Genomic DNA, 20,698 nt, shown 5'->3' on the forward strand with positions numbered 1-20,698 from the left:
CTCCATGTTTTTATCTATCCAAGGCTTGTTGATTAAATAAACATGAATTGTCGACAAAGGGAAGAGGGTTAGACTAATGTCTTACACTTTTATTTGAAAATTTAGACATAAAAAAACGCGTAATATTGAGCTATTACGCGTTTTTACAAGGATGCAATTGGTATTACATTTCGTCGCTGCGGTAGGTTTTTTTCATGATATAAACGTAAGCATTAACGAATGCATTTTCTTGATATTTTTTAAGACCAGTGTCTTCGAACGCGATAGGGATTGGGTTGCGTTTTACTTGCTCTTTTATTTCAGTAGTTGAAAACACGCGAACATCGAGGTTGTCGATTAATTGAATAGCCGTTTCCATTTTGAACCCTTTAGCGCTACCTGCAAATTTACCTTTAGGCTGGCGTTCGCGAATGGCAACAGAATCAATTTGGTAATCTTGCATCAGCTTTGCAAAATCAAATTGAAATTTACGCATTATTTCAGTGTCGTTACCGTTACCTAAGGTAAAGCGTGTTTGGCGCACGTCACGAATATCAAAAACGTCGTTATCTTTACTTAAAATACAAAGTAGTACATCGCTACCGGTAATTTCTACACCACATGTTCTCATTGTTAATCTCTACTATAACTTAATTACCGGTTATTATACGCAACACGCATTAAAATGCGAGTTTAAGCACTTTGTGTGCTGCTTTAATATAGTGCTTTACGTTAATTTGATGCGGCGTGACTGAAGAAAAGTTATTAATTGCACATTTATGTTAAAAATGCGTGGTTTTTAGTAGCTTAAAACTTGTAATTAACGCTGCAGCACGCGACAATATCTTTTTTGTAGTTGAGCAGACTCAGCATCTACATTAGCCTTTGATGGCGAAAAATAGTCAATGCTTATTCGTAAAAGCGTTGTCGAGTCATTCTCATTTAATTAATTAAAAAATACACGTGATACATTGTAGGTGTCACCACTGTATGTAAGGATTTATAATGCCAGTTATTACTCTCCCTGACGGTAGTCAGCGTAGTTTTGAAAACCCTGTAAGCACGCTTGATGTTGCAAACGATATTGGCCCTGGTCTTGCTAAAGCAACCATCGCCGGCCGTGTTAATGGCGAACGCGTGGATGCATGTGATTTAATTTCAGCCGACTCTCGTCTTGAAATTATTACAGCAAAAGATGACGATGGTTTAGAAATTATTCGCCATTCTTGTGCCCACCTAATTGGTCATGCAGTTAAGCAACTTTTCCCAGACGCTAAAATGGCGATTGGTCCTACTATCGATAACGGTTTTTACTATGATATTGATATGGAACATTCGTTATCTCAAGATGATCTTGATGCTATTGAAAAGCGTATGTTACAGCTTGCAAAAACAAACTACGATGTAGTGAAAAAAACCGTTAGCTGGCAAGAAGCACGCGATACGTTTGCGGCGCGTGGCGAAACATACAAAATAGAAATTCTTGACGAAAATATTGCTCAAGATGATCGCCCAGGTTTATACCACCACGAAGAATACGTAGATATGTGTCGTGGACCACATGTTCCTAACATGAAATTCTGTCAAAACTTCAAAATTATGAAGGTAGCAGGTGCATACTGGCGTGGTGATTCTGAAAATAAAATGCTGCAGCGTATTTACGGCACAGCGTGGGGCGATAAAAAACAACTTAAAGCGTACTTAAAGCGTTTAGAAGAAGCTGAAAAACGTGATCACCGTCGTATTGGTAAAGCACTTGATTTATGGCACTGGCAAGAAGAAGCGCCAGGCATGGTATTTTGGCACAACGATGGTTGGAGCATTTACCGTGAATTAGAAGAATTTGTGCGTGAAAAATTACGTGAGTACCAATACGAAGAAGTAAAAGGTCCAATGATGATGGATCGTTCGTTATGGGAAAAATCAGGTCACTGGGAAAAATATTCAGAAGCCATGTTTACCACGGAGTCTGAAAAGCGTGAATACGCAATCAAGCCAATGAACTGTCCAGGTCACGTACAAATATTTAACCAAGGTTTAAAATCATACCGTGATTTACCACTGCGTATGGCTGAGTTTGGTTGTTGTCACCGTAACGAGCCATCAGGCGCACTTCACGGTTTAATGCGTGTGCGTGGCTTTACCCAAGATGATGCACATGTATTCTGTACTGAAGAGCAAATCATGGATGAAGTATCGGCCTGTATTAAAATGGTTTACGATACGTATGAAACATTCGGCTTTGAAAAAATTGTAGTTAAACTTTCAACTCGTCCAGAACAACGTATCGGCGAAGATGAAATGTGGGACAAAGCTGAACTTGCACTTGCTGATGCACTTAAAGCAAATGACATTGAATTTGATTACCTACCAGGTGAAGGGGCGTTTTATGGCCCTAAAATTGAATTTACTTTGTACGATTGCTTAGACAGAGCGTGGCAGTGTGGTACAGTGCAACTAGACTTTGCATTACCTGGTCGTTTAGGCGCAACATATGTGGCTGAAAATAACGAACGACGTACACCTGTTATGATACACCGCGCTATATTAGGGTCTATTGAGCGCTTCATTGGTATTTTAACAGAAGAGTATGCTGGTTTATTCCCAACGTGGCTTGCGCCTAAGCAAGTGGTGATTATGAATATCACCGATAAACAAGCACCGTATGTTCAGGAAATTGTACAAAAATTAAATAAACTTGGAATTAGAGCCGCTGCTGACTTGAGAAATGAGAAGATTGGCTTTAAAATCCGTGAGCATACACTTAAGCGTATTCCTTACTTATTGGTTGTTGGCGACAAAGAAGTTGAGCAACAAGAAGTAGCAGTACGAACTCGCACAGGTGAAGACCTAGGCAAATTTAATGTCGATGATTTTGTAGCTAAAATCAGTGAAGAAATCAAAAATCGACAGTAAAAATCGAGCGTGTAGGGCAAGCAAAAATAGCCAGCTACACGCTTATATTATTGATATTCTTGGAGGAACGTACTATTAGAGGCGGCAAGAAAGGGCAACAAACAGCTCAAAAAAATCGTATTAACGAAGAAATTACAGCGCAAGAAGTTCGTTTAATCGACATCGACGGCGAACAAGCTGGAATTCAGTCATTAAAAGACGCGCAAGCTATGGCTGATGCAGCGGGTGTTGATCTTGTAGAGATCAGTCCAAATGCTGAGCCGCCTGTTTGTAAGGTTATGGATTACGGTAAGTTCATCTTTGAAAAAAGCAAAGAACTAAAAGAGCAGAAGAAGAAGCAAAAGCAGATCCAGATTAAAGAAATCAAATTCCGTCCAGGTACGGATGAAGGTGATTATCAGGTTAAGCTACGCAACTTACGCAAGTTCTTAGAAGCTGGCGATAAAGCTAAGATAACTATCCGCTTCCGTGGTCGTGAAATGGCTCACCAAGAAATTGGTATCGAATTATTAAACCGTATTAAAACCGATTTAGAAGAATTAGCAGTTGTTGAATCTTTCCCAAATCGTGTTGAAGGCCGTCAAATGGTTATGATGATGGCGCCGGTTGCTAAAAAGTAATAATTAGGCGATAATACGCACCGAATTTAGCTCAGGTTTGCAAGTGATATGAAAATGTCCACCTGAGTTAACCGGTTTTAAAGTAAAATTGCGGTATTTATATCGGGTTTTCACCGGAACATAGCAGTAAGTTAGGCCTTTAAAGTGGAGCTATAGCAATATATCTCACGCCTTCTTACTAATTTTAAAGCAATACAATTGGAGTTATTGCAATGGCTTACAAGCTAAAAAGTCACAGAGGCGCAGCTAAGCGTTTCAAAAAGACTGCTTCTGGCGGTTTCAAGCGTAAACAAGCGCATCTTCGTCACATTCTGACTAAGAAAACTTCTAAGCGTAAGTTACACCTACGTCCTAAGATGATGGTTCATAAAAATGACCATGGTCTAGTTTCACGTATGTTACCATTCGCTTAATAGGGGTTTTTAGAAATGGCAAGAGTTAAACGCGGCGTTGTCGCACGTGCACGTCACAAAAAAGTTTTAAAACAAGCGAAAGGTTACTACGGAGCACGTTCACGTGTTTACCGCGTAGCTTTCCAGGCTGTTACTAAAGCGGGTCAATACGCTTACCGTGACCGCCGTGCTAAGAAACGTACTTTCCGTCAATTATGGATTGCACGTATCAATGCTGCTTCACGTCAAAATGGTCTGTCTTACAGCCGTTTTATCAATGGTCTTAAAAAGACATCTGTAGAAATCGATCGTAAGATCCTTGCAGATATCGCTGTTTACGACCAAGTTGCATTCGCAGCGCTTGTAGCAAAAGCAAAAGAAGGCCTAGCGGCAGCTTAAGTTTTTGTATAAGTATTGAAAAGGAGCCTATGGCTCCTTTTTTTGTGCCTGTTATTTACTGTTTTAGCTATGTCATACCTTTTAGTGCCGTGTATCCATTTAACTTAAATTAGCTAAACCAGAATTTTAGGCATGTTCATTGTTGCTCTTAAGGTTGATATTAATTATGTTTTTATCAGCACTTGACTAGGGCTTGAGCAAATAATCAAAGGAAACTGCAATTGGCTGCATTTTTTTGTTGAACTACCGCAGTTTTGGCATCTAAAAAGCTTTAATTGCTATAATTTTTTTAATTAATGCGTTTGCTAGAGAAGTATATGTTTATAAGTTTATTGGTTTTATCTGCAAGTATGGCGAATAACAGTCATTTACCGCCATTATTACCATGGGAAGGTGCGAGCACATCGCTATTGCAACAACAGGGACCTTTAACCACAGACTTTGAAATTTCTGCAGGAGTCTCGTCTCCTAATTATGCTGATACCATGGCATTTGTTGATAGGTTGGTAGCGGCGAATCCCACTCAATTTAAATCAAAAACGATTGGCTATAGTAATAGTAAACGTGCAATAAAAATGTTGATTGCCAGCGAACAAGGCTTTTTTGATGCTGGGCAAATGGCTAACAGCACTAAACCAACTGTGCTAATTCAAGCCGGAATTCACGCTGGTGAGATTGATGGTAAAGATGCAATGTTTATGTTGTTAAGAGATATTGCCACGGGTAAACGTCGCGATATATTAAAAAAGGTAAACATTCTATTTATCCCCATTCTTAATGTTGATGGGCATGAACGCAGTAGCGCATTTAATCGAATTAATCAGCGTGGTCCGGTAAAAATGGGTTTTAGAACAAACGCCAATAACCTTAATTTAAATCGTGATTTCACTAAATTAGATACCCCCGAGGTTAAAAGCGTACTTGCAGTCATTAACGATTATAATCCTAATTTATATATAGACGTGCATGTGACTGATGGGGCCGATTACCAATATGATGTCACCTACGGCTATAACCCAGTATTTGCTAGCGAGTCGCCTGCTATTTCGGATGCGCTCAACCGTTACTTTAAACCTGTAATTGACCACACTTTAACTGAGCAAGGACATATCCCTGGCCCTTTAGTGTTTGTTATGGATAAACAAGAGTTTAAATCAGGTTTAGCAGGTTGGGTGGCGACGCCTCGTTTTTCTAATGGCTGGGGTGATTTAAGATCATTGCCAACTATTTTAGTCGAAAACCATTCTTTAAAACCCTATAAGCAACGCGTGCTAGGGACTTATGTGTTTATAGATGGTGCTATTGAGGCATTAGCAACTCATAAAGATAAACTCGCCAATGCGGTAAAAAAAGAACAGCAATTTGTGCCTAAGCAATTAATTGTTAAACGTGGTTACGCTGAGCAAGCTGATCATATCAAATTTAAAGGCATTGCTTATTCTAAGAATATGAATGCTTTATCAAATCAGCAAGAAGTAAGTTATTTAGGTAAAAAGCAAGATTATGACAAGCTGCCTATTTTTTGGCAAAAAGAAGTACAGCACACAGTTGAAGTTCCTAAATCGTTTTTTATTCCGCCAGTGTATACCGATATTATCGAAAAGCTTGCCTTACATGGGGTATCAATTAATAAACTCAATGGCGCCAATACTCAGCCGTTAAAAATGGCAAAAGTGGCGCAATATAGCTTTGATAAAGCACCATTTGAAGGGCGATTTAGAGTGTCGGCACGTTTTAACTATGAACCGGCCACGAATGTCGATTTAGATGGTTGGTTTGAGGTCAGTACCCAACAAAAAGCAGGCGAGTTAGCCGTGCATTTATTGCATCCAGAAGCTCCTGACTCTTTTTTTGCATGGGGTGAATTTAATACAATTTTTCAGCGAACAGAGTATATGGAAAATTACGCATTGCTCCCATTTGCTGAGAAAATGCTCCGCGATGATCCGAAATTAGCAAAAGCATTTAATAAAAAACTAAAGCAAGATAAAGCATTTGCTACAGATCCTGAAGCGCGCTTAAATTGGCTCTATGAACATAGCCCGTTTTACGATCAAGCTTATTTAAAATACCCAATTTTAATGTCATATGAACAAGATATAGTTATTCAAGCGCAAAAAAATAAAGAAATATAAGATGAAAATAATCACAATTCCCGTTACGCAGTTTATGCAAAATTGCCGAATTATAGTATGCAAACAAACCCAGCAAGCTGTGGTGGTAGATCCCGGTGGTGATGTTGACAAAATTAATGCAACACTAACACAGCATAACTTGAGCTTGTCAGCCATCTGGTTAACCCATGGACACTTAGACCATGTGGGTGGTGCTCATAGTTTACGTGAGCAATACAATATAAAGATTATTGGCCCACATAAGGTTGAGCGCTTTTGGTTTGATAACTTACCAATGCAAGCCACAATGTTTGGATTTAAAGCTATCAATGCTTTTTACCCAGATGAATGGCTAGCACATGGTGATACCGTACAAGTTGGTCAGCTTGCATTTAAAGTACTGCATTGCCCAGGGCACACCCCAGGACACGTTGTATTTTATCAAGATACGCAAAGCACCGTTATTGTGGGTGATGTTATATTTAAAGGCTCAGTCGGTCGTACTGATTTTCCAAAAGGAGACAGTAAGCAGCTTATTAGCTCAATACAGGCCCATATAATGACGTTGCCACTGAGTACCGCAATTTTAAGTGGCCATGGTGAAGATACCGATGTCGCCAATGAGAAGGCAACCAATCCGTTTGTAAGTGGTCAATTTGGTTGATGTGTTTAATTGTTAAAAATATGCAGACTGCTTTTTAAAAAGGCTGTATAATTTAACCAATTTATTAGATAAATAAGAAATAAAATGTCTCTAAATCACGTAGATCGCCAAATATTGGCACTTTTACAACAAGATGCAAGTTTATCAACCGCTGAAATTGCAGATAAAGTAGGCCTATCTCAGTCTCCTTGTTGGCGTCGTATTGCTAAATTAGAACAAGATGGCTACATCAAAAGTAAAGTCGCATTGCTTGATGAAAAAAAGCTGGGCTTTGATATGTTGGTTTACGCCCATGTACGTTTATCAAACCATGGTAAAAAGAATCTAGCCGAGTTTGAAAAACTGATACTTAGCTATGATGAAGTGACTGAGTGTTACACTATGGCGGGTACTATGGACTTTATGTTGCGTATTATTTCTCAAGGCATAGAAGGTTATGAGCACTTTGTACGCGATAACCTACTTAGCTTAGAGTACGTCCAAGAGGTTCATTCTAACGTGACCATGACCTGTGTAAAACGTAGTACAGCCTTACCACTGTAAAATAAAAATAAGCCGATGATAAACAAATCGGCTGCATTAACTATAATTGTGAAATGAGCGCTAATTTGATAGAATTCAGCGCTTTTTTTGTCAGCTAAATAAAACTGAGGAACTCAATGTTTAACTTACTCAGCAGGGCGCCAAGCTCTGCTAAAAACGATATTCTCTCTGGATTGACCGTGGCACTTGCCTTGATCCCAGAAGCTGTTGCATTTGCCTTTGTTGCAAATGTAGAACCCCTTGTTGGTTTATATGCCGCATTTATTGTTGGCTTAATTACGGCTATTTTTGGTGGTCGTCCAGGTATGATTTCGGGTGCAACCGGTGCGCTTGCGGTTGTAATGGTAAGTTTAGTACTGGATCACGGAGTGGAATATCTATTTGCCACTGTGTTGCTGATGGGGCTATTACAAATCTTGGCTGGGGTATTTAAGCTCGGTAAGTTTATACGTATGGTTCCACATCCGGTGATGCTCGGTTTTGTAAATGGCTTAGCGATAGTTATATTTTTAGCACAGCTCGGGCAGTTTAAAGTACCTGATGGTGCTGGCGGTCAAGAATGGATGACGGGCAGTGCAATGTACATTATGCTCGGTTTAGTGGCGCTAACTATGGCTATTATTCACTTTTTGCCAAAATTAACGACTGCAGTCCCTTCGTCACTGGTTGCCATTGTGACGGTAACTGGCTTAGTTATTGGCCTTGACTTAGAAGCGCGTACAGTACTTGATTTCTTAAAAGGTATGACAGGTAATGAAGCTGCAACGATTGCCGGTGGTTTACCGCAGTTTCATATTCCTATGGTGCCTTTTAATTTAGAAACACTACAAATTATCTTCCCATATGCGCTTATTCTTGCAGCAATTGGCTTAATTGAATCGCTGTTAACGCTAAGCTTGATTGACGAAATTACAGAAACACGTGGCCATTCTAACAAAGAATGTATTGGCCAAGGTGCGGCAAACGTTACATGTGGTTTCTTTGGTGCAATGGGTGGCTGTGCCATGATTGGCCAATCTATGATTAACATTAATTCAGGTGGTCGTTCGCGTTTATCTGGTATTAGTGCTGCGCTGATGTTACTTGCGTTTATTATCTTTGCCTCAAGTTTAATTGAAATGATCCCACTAGCGGCATTAGTTGGTGTTATGTTTATGGTAGTACTGGGAACATTTGAATGGGCAAGTTTTAAAATGATGAAACGCGTGCCTTTATCTGACGCATTTGTAATTGTTTTAGTATCGGGTGTGACGGTTATCACTGACTTAGCCATTGCAGTGTGTGTAGGTGTTATTGTGTCTGCATTAGTGTTTGCTTGGCAGCATGCTAAACATATATACACAACGAACTATATTGATAAAGAAGGTTCAAAAGTGTACGAGTTACACGGGCCCTTATTCTTTGGCTCAGTTAAAAACTTTGCTGATTTATTTGATGTAAAGAACGACCCTAAAGACGTTATTGTTGAGTTTAAATACAGCCGTGTTGCGGATCACAGTGCGATAGAAGCAATTGATAGCCTAGCTGATAAGTACAATAAAGCCGGCAAAAAATTGCATTTACGTCACTTAAGTAAGGACTGTACTGAACTACTTCATAAAGCGCGTGACTTAGTGGAAGTAAACGTAATTGAAGATCCAACTTATAAAGTTGCTTCAGACAAACTTGCTTAATAAATAAAAAGTAAACATTGAGAAGCGAAAGGTACATACCTTTCGCTTTTTTTATGCATATAGCTCAATGAATCGCTTAACCGCAAAAGCATCAGACAACGTTATCGTTTGCGATAGGGCTATTAAAAAGTAAGACAGTTGGTAGTGCTATACACGTTGATAAATCGATATAATAATAACAAATTTATAAGGTAATAATTAATTTTGAATTGGCAGTCTTTAATTGATAACAGACAACGCTTTTTCTGGCTTTTGCAAATCGCTGGCTGGATAGGGTATGCGTTAGTTAATTACATTGGATCTAAAGTATTCGAAATGCGTGATATTTACGTATTCGTTATTTTACTTAATGCCTATGCGGGCTGTTTAATGACTGTGCCTTTGCGTTATATATATCGCAAAATTTGGAATGCCTCGCCTTGGGTCTTAATCATTGTTGTATTTGGTGCCTCGTATGTAACTGGTACGCTCTGGGCGGTGGTACAAAAGTTTAACTTGTGGGAAATTTATCGACACGGCTATCGCCCTGAAGAATGGTTCTATTATTTACAACAAGGGCTAGACTCCGTTTATATTATTTTGTGTTGGAGTGGTTTGTACTTTGGGGTTAAGTATTACCAGTTATTGCAAAGTGAACGCCAAAAAGCGTTAAAAGCAACTACAATGGCGCACGAAGCGCAGTTAAAAATGCTCAGATATCAGTTAAACCCTCACTTTTTATTTAACACCCTCAATGCTATCTCCACTTTAATTTTGGTAAAAGAAAACAAAGATGCTAATTTAATGGTATCTAAGCTGAGTGACTTTTTGCGTTATACACTCAATACTGATCCAATTAAAAAAGTGCCACTAGAGCAAGAGTTACATGCATTAATGCTGTATTTAGAGATTGAACGTGTGCGCTTTGATGAACGGTTACAGGTTAATGTTGATGTGAGTGAGCAAGCTCAACAAGCATTGGTACCTAGCTTAATATTACAACCGATCATTGAAAATGCTATCAAGTACGCCATTGCTCACATGGCAGAAGGTGGCGTTATTGATATAAAAGCACAAGTATTCGCTAATGAATTATTGCTTGAAGTGGGCGATAATGGCCCTGGCACTGAAATTGTAAATGGCCAGTTAGTTAATGCACAAGGCGTGGGTGTAGCAAACACCCAAGACAGATTAAAAACGCTCTACGAAAATAATTACTCGTTTGTATTATCACATAATACGCCAAGTGGATTGAAAGTTAATCTGCGAGTTCCGTTTGAGAAGGCTGTGAAGAAATGACAAGAATAAAAACGCTGATTGTTGATGATGAACCATTAGCACGTAAAGGCTTAGCCGTTAGGCTTGAAGAGTTTTCTGATATTGAAGTGATCAAACTATGTAGCTCAGGATTTGATGCGATCGAAAGTTGCAAAAACGAAAAAATTGACCTCGTATTTTTAGATATTCAAATGCCAGGCATGAATGGCTTTGAGGTAGCGCGTGCATTGAGTGAAAGTAGTAAAGACTTGCCTGCCATTGTATTTGTGACTGCGTTTGACCACTTTGCTGTTAAAGCATTTGAAATTCATGCTTTAGATTACATTTTAAAACCCGTTGATGATAACAGATTAAAACAGGCGGTAGAAAAAGTGCATACCTATTTAAAAACTCAGCAGGATAACGCCCATAAGAAAAAATTAGCCAGTTTTGTAGCTGGGATAACGGGTAATAACTGCGAAGAAATTTTAAAGAAATTAGCCACAGGTGATACCTTAACTGATCGGCGCTACCCTGAGTCACTAGCAGTAAAAGAGCAGGGCGAAATTGTTAGAGTGCCCGTTGCCACGATACAGTGGGTAGATGCCGCAGGTGATTATATGTGTTTGCATTGCCAAGACGGGCAAACGCATATATTACGTAAAACCATGAAAGAGCTTGAACAAGAATTAGACCCAAATCTATTTGTACGAGTGCATCGCAGCGCGATTGTTAACACCAAACAAATTAGCAAGCTGGTAACTCAGGTTAGTGGTGAATATTTATTAGTGTTAGATAACGGACAAGAACTTAAAGTAAGTAGAAGTTACCGTGATAAAGTAAAAGCAGCATTAGCTAGCTAACTTTAATAAATAGCATAAAAAACGCGAGCAATTAGCTCGCGTTTTTTATTGTGACTTTTACGACACTGTCACTATCTTCATTGTATTGGTTGCACCAATTGTTTCCATTGCATCACCATGAGTGATAATCACGGTGTCGCCTGTTTGCAGTGAACCTGCAGCCACTAACGTGTTTAATGCATCTTTAACCATATTATCTTTTTCACATTTGGTAGAGTCAAAAAACACCGGGTAAACACCACGATATAGTGCTGTTTGCCCTAATGTGCTCGGATGACGTGAAAGTGAGTAAATGGGTAAACCAGAGCTAATACGCGACATAAGTTTTGCTGTACTACCTGATTCTGTTAGGGTGATAATCGCTTTCACAGAGTCTAAGTGATTAGCTGCATACATTGCAGAGAGTGCAATTGACTCCGCATTAGAAGAGAAGCGGCTATCTAAACGATGCTTAGAAACATGGGTTTCTTTTTGCGACTCAGCACCTAAACAAACACGTGCCATTGTGGCAACCGTTTCTTCTGGGTAATCACCAGCGGCTGTTTCCGCTGAAAGCATGACCGCATCGGTGCCATCAAGCACTGCGTTGGCAACATCCATAACCTCTGCACGAGTTGGCATTGGGTTATCGATCATCGATTCCATCATTTGCGTGGCTGTTACAACAGTACGATTAAGCGAGCGTGCGCGACGAATAATGAGTTTTTGTTTGCCCATTAAAGCTGCGTCACCAATCTCAACACCTAAATCACCACGAGCAACCATCACAGCGTCAGACGCTAAAATAATATCATCTACTGCTTCTTGCGTTTCTACTGCTTCAGCACGTTCAATTTTAGCCAAAAGCTGAGCATTAGAGCCTGCAGCTTCTGCAAGAGAGCGTACATAACGCATATCATCGCCACTACGCGGGAATGAAACGGCAATATAGTCAACATTAATTTCAGCCGCAGTTATTAAGTCTTCTTTGTCTTTATCGGTAAACGCGGGCGCAGTTAAACCACCACCTAAACGATTAATCCCTTTATTGTTCGAGAGCACCCCACCCACAGTAACCACAGTGTGCACTAAATGACCTTCAACATGTTCTACAGTAAGCTGAATTAAGCCATCGTTTAAAAGGAGTAAATCACCAGGAGCTACATCTTGTGGTAGCTCTTTATAATCGATACCAACGGCGTTAATATCGCCTTCACCTTTTTCCATTTTTGCATCAAGGATGAATTTTGCACCGACCGCTAAAGTTACTTTACCTTCTTTAAAGGTTGAAACACGGATTTTAGGACCTTGTAGGTCAGCAAGAATTGCAACGTGCTTACCCAGTTTAGCGGCTATATCTCTAACAGCTTGTGCACGGTCTTTATGATCTTGTGCAACACCGTGTGAGAAGTTTAATCGAACGACATTAGCGCCTGCGCGAATAATTTTTTCTAAGTTATTATCTCTGTCTGTTGCAGGTCCAAGTGTCGCGACTATTTTTGTACGTCTTAACATTAAATTCTCCTGTGCGCTTATTTTAAGCAAGTTGACGGTTATTTTGTTTTAGTGACTACTTAATAAATCTTCAAAGAAGATTTCAGGTTAAATAGTAATTTTTAGTTTTATGCAATTTTTTATAACATTGCGACTATTATATACAAGATCAATATGTCATCATTATGACACCGGTGTCACAGGGCGTCAATGATCTAAAAATTTAAATAGCAGCGCTATTTCTTCCCCTGTGAGGGCGGTTGTTTGATATAATTGCAGTGTTTATTTTAACTGTAATAAATGCATGTAGCTTTGCTCATGGCTTAGGCCTGAGTATAATGCACGCGGTATTATTTTAATTTACTAACCAAATAGTTGTTACCGAGGAGGGCACTAAATGCAAGTTGCATTAGTAGGGTTAGGCGTTATGGGGAAAAATCTTGCCCTGAACTTGATTGAAAAAGGGATAACGCTGGTCGCTTATGACAAAAACCCAAATGCGGGTGAAGAGTTATTAAGCTGTGCTAAGTCACAAGGCATGGCTGACAAACTTCACATTGTCTCTGATCTAGGGGATATGGTTAGGCGTTTAGAAACACCGCGTTCTATTTTATTACTTGTACCTGCGGGTGAGTTGGTTGATGCGGTTTGCAATGAGCTGATTGAAGCGGGTGTTCAATGTAGTGATATTATTGTTGACTGCGGTAACAGTAATTACAAAGACGGAATTAATCGCAAGCTAAAATACCAAGACAAGTTTGAGTTTGCCACCATGGGTATTTCAGGTGGTGCTGAGGGTGCGCGTCATGGGCCAGCTATGATGGCAAGTGGTTCTGAAGGTGGCTGGGAGCGTGTCGAGCCATGGTTTACAAAAGTTGCTGCAAGCTACAAAGGCGAGTCGTGTTTTGCTCGCGTTGGTCAATCAGCCAGCGGTCATTTTGTAAAAATGGTTCACAATGGAATTGAATACGCACTGATGCAACTTATTGCTGAAGTGTATCAGTTACTTCGTCATGGAACTAAGCGCTCGGCAAAAGAAATTGCTGAGATATTTAATGAATGGTCACAAGGCCAGTTAAATAGCTATTTATTGTCAATTTCTAGCCATATTTTGTCACTTGAAAATTCGCAAAATGTGCCCCTTGTTGACTTAATTGATAACAAAGTTGGCGCAAAAGGTACTGGTTTATGGACAGCTCAAAATGCACTTGAATTGGGTATTGCGGTACCGTCATTAGTAGCCGCTGTTCAAGCACGCCATTTAACTAATGCATGCAATACCACTGCTGCACAAGAGATGACGTATAGCGCGCAAAATACCACGCAAGTTGATATTGATTTAGATGAGTTGAAAGATGCATTTACTCTTGCAAGTTTACTAGCGTATCGTCAAGGACTTGCATTAATTAAAGGTGCTTCACGTACCCATCAGTGGAAAGTTGATTTAGCCAAAACACTACAAACCTGGCGTGCAGGGTGTATTATTCGTGCAGATTACTTAGACAGTGTAGCGCAAGGTGTTGAGTTTATTGATACTCTTGAAAAAGAGTCACTCGCAATGCGTAAAGTAACGGGCCAAGCGGTCATGACGGGTCTGGCATTCCCTGTGCTAAGTGCAACACAAACCTACTTAGCAACGTTAACAACACCAAGTAATGGGCATTTAGTACAAGCCCAGCGTGATTACTTTGGTGAGCATGGCATTAAGACCCACAGTGGTGAAACGTGTCATTTAACTGACTTAGTTGATATTGACGCAAAAGTTCGTTAATAAAATCTAAGTAAATAAAAAGGACGCTAAATAGCGTCCTTTTTTGTTATTCGTTTAGCTGAACACCTAACGAGTTAACTCACCCCGCAAATTATCTTGCATTAAATGGCGAATCGTTTCGACCTCTAAGTTTTGACTAAAAAGATAATGCAGTTTAGTTAAACAGGCTTCTAAGGTCATATCAAAACCACTGATCACGCCTATATTGAGTAGCGCATTTCCTGTGGCATACCCGCCCATATTCACTTGCCCTTTTAGGCATTGAGTGAGGTTTGTGATAATAACGCCGCGCTTACTCGCTTCATCTAGTATATCCAAAAACTCAGGGTCTTGCGGTGCATTACCCACACCAAAGCTCAGCAGTACCAATGCTTTAATGTTGCCATTAACTAAGCTTTTAACCACTTCTTTGCTGATCCCAGGGTATAAATACAATACACCAACGGCTTGAGGAGTGATCTGCGCAACTTGTAATTCATTTTCTACATACGGACTTAACTGACCTTTGATCAGTTGAATATTAATGCCAGACAGCGCTAATGGCTCTAGGTTAGGGGAGGCGAATGCATCAAATCCATCGGCATGTGCTTTGGTTGCTCGGTTGCCTCTAAATAATTGATTATTAAAAAACAAACTGACTTCTGCTATCGGGTAGTTAGCTGCTAAATACATGGCATTAAGTAGGTTAACTTGACCATCAGAGCGCAATTGAGAGAGCGGAATTTGTGAGCCGGTAACGATAATAGGCTTTGTTAAGTTTTCAAACATAAACGATAAAGCCGATGCCGTATAGGCCATGGTATCTGTACCATGCAGCACTACAAAGCCGTCGTAATCTTGGTACTTACTTTTTATGTCATCAGCAATAAGTTGCCAGTGAGCAGGAGACATATCTGAAGAGTCAATCAGTGGGCAGTATTCATGAATATCGAATAATGGCATTTCTTCACGATTAAATTCTGCGTTATTAACCACAGTTTCGGTTAAAAAACCTTCGGCAGGAATATAGCCGCGGATTGATTTTTTCATTCCTATAGTACCGCCAGTATAAGCGATGTAAATGCGTTTACGTTTCATAAAAAAAGCCCAGTAAAAAAACTGGGCTTAGTATAACGCTAAGTGCTAATCAATACAGCCTGTTAGGGCATTATTGTGCAACTGTACATTCTAAACAGCGCGCGTAAACACCTTGTGGATCGTTATAATCTTTCAGGTTTTCTACTTCGCTGCTTAATTGCTTAATCACGCTTTGCAGGTTAGCTTGACTAGCTAGTACTGCTGATTTTTGTGTTTCAAGTCCAAGCACTGATTTAACCGCGGCGCTACCAAAAATATCTTGGAGCATTTGTTCTTGAGGGCTAAGTGATTGTTTAATTGTTTTAACTTCATAGAAGTTAAGTTTAGCAAGCTCTGCAGCCGCTTTGATAGCGCCTTGCTTGTTACCCAGCTTGTCAACTAAACCAAGCTCTTGAGCTTGCGATGCAATCCAAACGCGGCCTTGGGCAATTTTATCAACTTGCTCAGGGGTCATATTACGTGCATCGGCAACGACATTTAAAAAACGTTCATAAGCTTCTTCAACACTCATTTGAATCACTTGTGCCATTTTTTCATTTAGTGGACGAGTTATTGAAAAACCGGCCATTTCTGTAGTCGCTACACCATCAGAGTAAACACCGATTTTAGCTAAGGTATCTTCAAAGGTCATAAAGGTACCAAATACACCGATTGAGCCGGTAATCGTACTAGGTGCTGCCCAAATCTCATTTGCCGCTGATGCAATCCAATAACCACCTGATGCAGCTACTGAGCTCATTGAAGCAATGACTGGTTTACCTGCGGCCTTAAGCGCCAATACTTCAGCACGAATAACTTCAGAGGCAAACATGCTGCCACCGCCAGAATCAATACGTAACACGACTGCTTTTACTTTATCGTCAAGGCGTGCCTTGCGTAATAGTGCAGCTGTTGAATCACCGCCAATCTCACCGGCACGACGCTCACCGTCTACGATGGTACCTTTAGCTACAACCACAGCGACTTTTTCTGTCATTGGGTTATCAAACTCAATTGGCGGCTTAACTAAGCTTAAGTATTCACCAAAAGACACTTGTTTAAATGTTTTACCATCTTCCTCAGCGCCAACTAGATCAATTAATTGTTGACGAATTTGTTGATTAGTTTTGAGAGAATCAACCCATTTATTATCCAGCGCGTATTTACCCGCATCACCATTGGCAGCCTGCATTTTAGCTAAATAAGTATCCATTGTTTCATCAAAATTTGATTCGTCAAATGGACGCACCGCACTTACATCTTGCTTATATTCGTTCCATAAAGCACCTAACCATACGCGGTTTGCTTCTTTAGCTGCTTCTGACATATCGTTTCTGATAAATGGTTCAACGGCAGATTTGAAGGTACCTACACGAAATATATGCTGAGTGACTTCTAATTTTTCTAATGCATCTTTGAAGTAAAGCGGGTACATACCGTAGCCTTCAATAAGCACACTACCATAAGGGTGCATCGCAATTTCGTCTGCATGCGCGGCAATGTAATATTGCGCTTGGGTATAGTAATAGCCTGAGGCAATTACTTTTTTTCCAGTTGCTTTAAATGTATCAAGTGCTTTTGTAATTTGCTTAAGCTTATTTAAGTGCGCTTTTGGCATTTCTTGTAAATCAAGCAAAATTGCGCTGATACGAGAGTCTTGTGACGCCTCATTGATTACTTCAATGACATCATCAAGCAGTATTTCAGTAGGCGTATCAGCGCTTGCTGTTGCATCATTAATGGCCGCTTCTATAGGGTCTACGTAGGTTTTTTCTTCCACAATAGGACCGTTTAGGTTGAGCCTGAGGACAGAACCCTCTTCGACAATGATTTTATCGCCGTCACTTGATACTGAGACAATGAAAATGATAACCAAAAATAAAAATAATAAATTTAGTACTAAACGACGCGAGAAGTTAATCCCTGTCCATATACCTTTAAATACCTTCGCTATCAAAATAGCTCCTTAAATTCGTACAGCTAAAACGTTATTGCCATAGTAGCTTAGAATATAAATTAATTTAACTGCTAAATCGTAACGAAACATTTATAAATTCAATTACACTTATGATTATACGAATGTTTATGTCACTTTTAGCCGTATTTTACAATTAACAGTTATACATAAAACAAGATTATTTAGGGTGTTTTAAATTAAAAAGTTTAAGTTTAAGCTGCTCGTATATTGCTTATTCTGCGTCATTAACGCAAAATTGAACAAACACACAGGTTAGACCAGTTATTGGGGCACAGGATGTTAGAACAAAAACTAGAACTAAAACACACACAACTACGCAACCGTTTAGTAATGGGATCAATGCATACCGGCCTTGAAGAAGGTTGGCACAATCGCAAACGCCTTCGTGCCTTTTATGAAGCACGTGCCAAAGGTGGCACTGCGATGCTTATTACCGGAGGCTACAGCCCTAACTTACGCGGTAAGTTAACGCCTATTTCTTCATCATTTAATAGTTATTACGATGTATTTAAGCATCGTGCATATACGCAAGCTGTTCATCAACATGGTGGTAAAATATGTTTGCAATTATTACATGCTGGGCGTTATGCGTATCACCCTTTTAATCAGGCACCAAGTGCTATAAAAGCTCCGATTAATCCATATAAACCAAAGGAAATGTCTTTAAGTTCAATTAAGAAAACGATTAAAGATTTTGCTCACTCGGCTTATTTGGCTGAAAAGGCTGGTTACGATGGCGTGGAAGTAATGGGCTCAGAAGGTTATTTGATTAATGAGTTTATGGCACCGCATACTAATAAACGAAACGACGAATTTGGCGGCAGCCTTGAAAACAGAATGCGTTTAGCCGTTGAAATTGTAAAAGCAGTAAGAGCAAAAGTATCGGATAAATTTTTAATTATTTTTAGACTCTCCGTTATAGATTTAATCCCTAATGGTTCAACCCCTGATGAAGTAACTCAACAAGCGGTTGCACTTGAAAAAGCGGGTGTTGATATTTTTAATACCGGAATTGGTTGGCATGAAGCGCGCGTACCTACAATTGCGAGTATGGTGCCACCGGGTGCATTTAAAGAAGCGTCAAAGCGTTTAAAAGATGTTATTAGCGTGCCTGTTATTGCGGTAAACCGCATTAATACCCCAGAGATTGCTAATGATATTTTAAATGCTGGCGAAGCTGATTTAATTTCTATGGCGCGTCCATTATTAGCTGATCCTGAATTTTTTAATAAATACGCGGCTAAGCAATCTGAGCATATTAATATTTGTATTGGTTGTAATCAGGGTTGTTTAGATCATGTATTTAAAGGTAAGCGCGCTACCTGTTTAGTAAATCCACAAGCAGGTTTTGAGCTTGATTACCCGTTAGAAAAAGCAGAGAAAGCTAAAAATGTATTAGTGGTTGGCGCAGGGCCTGCAGGTTTATCGTCTAGCTGTTACTTAGCGCAAAAAGGGCACAATGTAACCCTGATTGACCAAAAGCAACATATGGGTGGGCAATTCAATTTAGCTATGCAAATACCTGGTAAAGAAGACTTCAATCATACATTAGCTTATTTTAGTAATGAACTTAAGCGTCTAAATGTAACCATTGAATTAGGTAAAGCATTTAGTGACAGTATGCTAGCTGAGTTTGATGATGTGGTATTTGCAACTGGTGTAAGACCACGTGAAGCTACGATTAAATGCAGCGATGATAAGCGTGTATTTGCTTACGATGAAGTTATACGCGGTGAAGTAGAGCTGGGTAATTCTATTGCTATATTAGGCGCAGGCGGTATTGGTTTTGATATGGTGGCATTTTTAAGTGAACACAAATCACAAAGCATCAGCGACTTTAAAACCCAATGGGGCATAGAATGTGAACCTCAGCCGCATAAAGATGAACGTCAACTCTATATGCTAAAACGCAGTGCAGGGCGCTTTGGTGGTGACTTAGGTAAAACTACTGGTTGGATCCATCGTCAAGTTGCCAAACAACATGGTGTTAAACAAATTGCAGACTGCCAATACCATAGTTTTGATAAAAACGGCCTAACCATTAGTGTTGCTGGTGAAGCTCAAGTACTGCCAGTTGATACGGTTATTGCCTGTATTGGTCAAGTGTCTAACGACGAGTTATTTAAGGCACAAGCAGAGGACACCAAAGTACATGTTATTGGTGGCGCTAAACTCGCTGCTGCTATTGATGCTAAACGCGCAATATTTGAAGCGTTACAAGTAGCAAGGCAAATTTAATCTTTAAGGGCGAAATAATTTAGCTCTGTGCGCGGTCATGTTTGTTTATAGTCTATAACTTAATAAACAATGAACATACAAGAGTGCGCATGATTAAATTAATTACGCTTTATGACAATATTATAGGTAAATTATCTTTATTGGATGGTTTGCCTGCTTTGCTTTTTCGCTTGATTTTAGCGCCTGTAATGATTATTGCAGGCTATAACAAACTCGCAATAAGTGGCGATACTAATGGTTTTTTTAACCAGTTTTTAGCCTCTGATGATGTCGTTCAGTGGTTTGGCAATAGTGACTGGGGGTTAGGATTACCGTTTCCTGATTTGCTGGCTTTTTTAGCCGGTTGGAGTGAGTTTTTAGGAGGTTGGTTTTTACTTATTGGTTTATTTACGCGCTTAGTGAGTATTCCACTTATGTTTACAATGGTGGTAGCAGCAACAACAGTACACTGGCATAACGGCTGGTTTGCTATAGCGCCAACAAAACCACAAACAAGTGCCGCCCAAGTACTTGATTGGCTATCAGTCCCTGGTGCCAAAGAAAGCCTTGAAAATTCAAAAGAAGTACAAGTCCGAATAGGTAAAATTCGCAGCTTAGTTGAAGAATATGGCTTTGAAGATTACCTATACGAAAAAGGTAAGCCATCAATACTAAATAACGGCATCGAATTTTCTGCTATTTATTTTGCCATGTTACTTAGCTTATTCTTTACGGGAGGTGGGCGTTTTGTAAGCCTAGATTATTGGTTTAAACGCGGTGTCTACATCAATAGTTACTAGGATA

General features: G+C 39.7%; 17 protein-coding genes. 13 read left to right on the forward strand and 4 right to left on the reverse strand.

The genetic code is table 11. The features are described 5' to 3' along the window. Positions 1-163: 163 nt before the first annotated feature. Positions 164-610 (reverse strand): DUF3010 family protein, encoded by a 447-nt coding sequence (locus ACNSN2_RS06275; protein ID WP_010389888.1) that lies wholly within the window; start codon positions 608-610, stop codon positions 164-166. 374 nt (positions 611-984) lie between these two features. Here ACNSN2_RS06275 and thrS point away from each other — a divergent pair, with 374 nt between their 5' ends. From thrS to ACNSN2_RS06325, 10 genes are all read left to right on the forward strand, one after another. Continuing rightward, complete coding sequence (gene thrS, locus ACNSN2_RS06280; RefSeq protein WP_008466944.1) at positions 985-2,895, forward strand: threonine--tRNA ligase; 1,911 nt, start codon at positions 985-987, stop codon at positions 2,893-2,895. 59 nt (positions 2,896-2,954) lie between these two features. After that, complete coding sequence (infC, locus tag ACNSN2_RS06285) at positions 2,955-3,515, forward strand: translation initiation factor IF-3 (RefSeq protein WP_008466946.1); 561 nt, start codon at positions 2,955-2,957, stop codon at positions 3,513-3,515. Between the two features lie 212 nt (positions 3,516-3,727). Beyond that, complete coding sequence (gene rpmI / locus ACNSN2_RS06290; RefSeq protein WP_004587840.1) at positions 3,728-3,928, forward strand: 50S ribosomal protein L35; 201 nt, start codon at positions 3,728-3,730, stop codon at positions 3,926-3,928. Positions 3,929-3,943: 15 nt separating this feature from the next. Next, positions 3,944-4,306, forward strand: a complete 363-nt coding sequence (rplT, locus tag ACNSN2_RS06295) for a 50S ribosomal protein L20 (RefSeq protein ID WP_008110477.1) — start codon at positions 3,944-3,946, stop codon at positions 4,304-4,306. 317 nt (positions 4,307-4,623) lie between these two features. Beyond that, positions 4,624-6,441 carry a M14 family metallopeptidase gene (locus ACNSN2_RS06300; RefSeq protein ID WP_418608806.1) on the forward strand — a complete coding sequence of 606 codons (1,818 nt, stop codon included), beginning with the start codon at positions 4,624-4,626 and terminating at the stop codon, positions 6,439-6,441. A gap of 1 nt (position 6,442) precedes the next feature. Continuing rightward, positions 6,443-7,084 (forward strand): MBL fold metallo-hydrolase, encoded by a 642-nt coding sequence (locus ACNSN2_RS06305; protein WP_418608807.1) that lies wholly within the window; start codon positions 6,443-6,445, stop codon positions 7,082-7,084. A gap of 84 nt (positions 7,085-7,168) precedes the next feature. Next, positions 7,169-7,627, forward strand: coding sequence for an Lrp/AsnC family transcriptional regulator (locus ACNSN2_RS06310; protein WP_008110469.1), 459 nt, complete (start codon positions 7,169-7,171; stop codon positions 7,625-7,627). Between the two features lie 116 nt (positions 7,628-7,743). Further along, positions 7,744-9,300, forward strand: a complete 1,557-nt coding sequence (locus ACNSN2_RS06315; RefSeq protein ID WP_010389896.1) for a SulP family inorganic anion transporter — start codon at positions 7,744-7,746, stop codon at positions 9,298-9,300. 204 nt (positions 9,301-9,504) lie between these two features. Further along, complete coding sequence (locus ACNSN2_RS06320) at positions 9,505-10,578, forward strand: sensor histidine kinase (RefSeq protein WP_010389897.1); 1,074 nt, start codon at positions 9,505-9,507, stop codon at positions 10,576-10,578. Beyond that, positions 10,575-11,399 (forward strand): LytR/AlgR family response regulator transcription factor, encoded by an 825-nt coding sequence (locus tag ACNSN2_RS06325; protein WP_010389898.1) that lies wholly within the window; start codon positions 10,575-10,577, stop codon positions 11,397-11,399. Before ACNSN2_RS06320 ends, ACNSN2_RS06325 begins: the two co-directional genes overlap by 4 nt. A gap of 57 nt (positions 11,400-11,456) precedes the next feature. Here ACNSN2_RS06325 and pyk read toward each other — a convergent pair whose 3' ends face one another. Continuing rightward, the gene (pyk, locus tag ACNSN2_RS06330; protein WP_109874685.1) at positions 11,457-12,893 is read right to left on the reverse strand and encodes a pyruvate kinase; all 1,437 of its coding nucleotides are present in this window, start codon (positions 12,891-12,893) and stop codon (positions 11,457-11,459) included. Positions 12,894-13,269: 376 nt separating this feature from the next. On the opposite strand from pyk, the gene gndA reads away from it, so the two are divergent. Then, on the forward strand, positions 13,270-14,643 hold the full coding sequence (gndA, locus tag ACNSN2_RS06335; protein ID WP_418608808.1) for an NADP-dependent phosphogluconate dehydrogenase: 1,374 nt from the start codon (positions 13,270-13,272) through the stop codon (positions 14,641-14,643). A 66-nt stretch (positions 14,644-14,709) separates the two neighbouring features. Here the strand turns inward: gndA and ansA are convergent, their stop codons facing one another. Next, the gene (gene ansA, locus ACNSN2_RS06340) at positions 14,710-15,720 is read right to left on the reverse strand and encodes an asparaginase (protein ID WP_193048815.1); all 1,011 of its coding nucleotides are present in this window, start codon (positions 15,718-15,720) and stop codon (positions 14,710-14,712) included. A gap of 70 nt (positions 15,721-15,790) precedes the next feature. Beyond that, entirely contained in the window at positions 15,791-17,656 is a 1,866-nt protein-coding gene (sppA, locus tag ACNSN2_RS06345) for a signal peptide peptidase SppA (RefSeq protein WP_418608809.1), read from the reverse strand. A 297-nt stretch (positions 17,657-17,953) separates the two neighbouring features. On the opposite strand from sppA, the gene ACNSN2_RS06350 reads away from it, so the two are divergent. Both ACNSN2_RS06350 and ACNSN2_RS06355 read left to right on the forward strand, forming a co-directional pair. Continuing rightward, the gene (locus tag ACNSN2_RS06350) at positions 17,954-19,915 is read left to right on the forward strand and encodes an FAD-dependent oxidoreductase (RefSeq protein ID WP_418608810.1); all 1,962 of its coding nucleotides are present in this window, start codon (positions 17,954-17,956) and stop codon (positions 19,913-19,915) included. 89 nt (positions 19,916-20,004) lie between these two features. Next, on the forward strand, positions 20,005-20,694 hold the full coding sequence (locus ACNSN2_RS06355; protein WP_418608811.1) for a DoxX family protein: 690 nt from the start codon (positions 20,005-20,007) through the stop codon (positions 20,692-20,694). Positions 20,695-20,698 lie beyond the last annotated feature (4 nt).

The organism is Pseudoalteromonas sp. US3C1013 (genome assembly GCF_048401115.1).
GTDB lineage: Bacteria > Pseudomonadota > Gammaproteobacteria > Enterobacterales > Alteromonadaceae > Pseudoalteromonas > Pseudoalteromonas undina.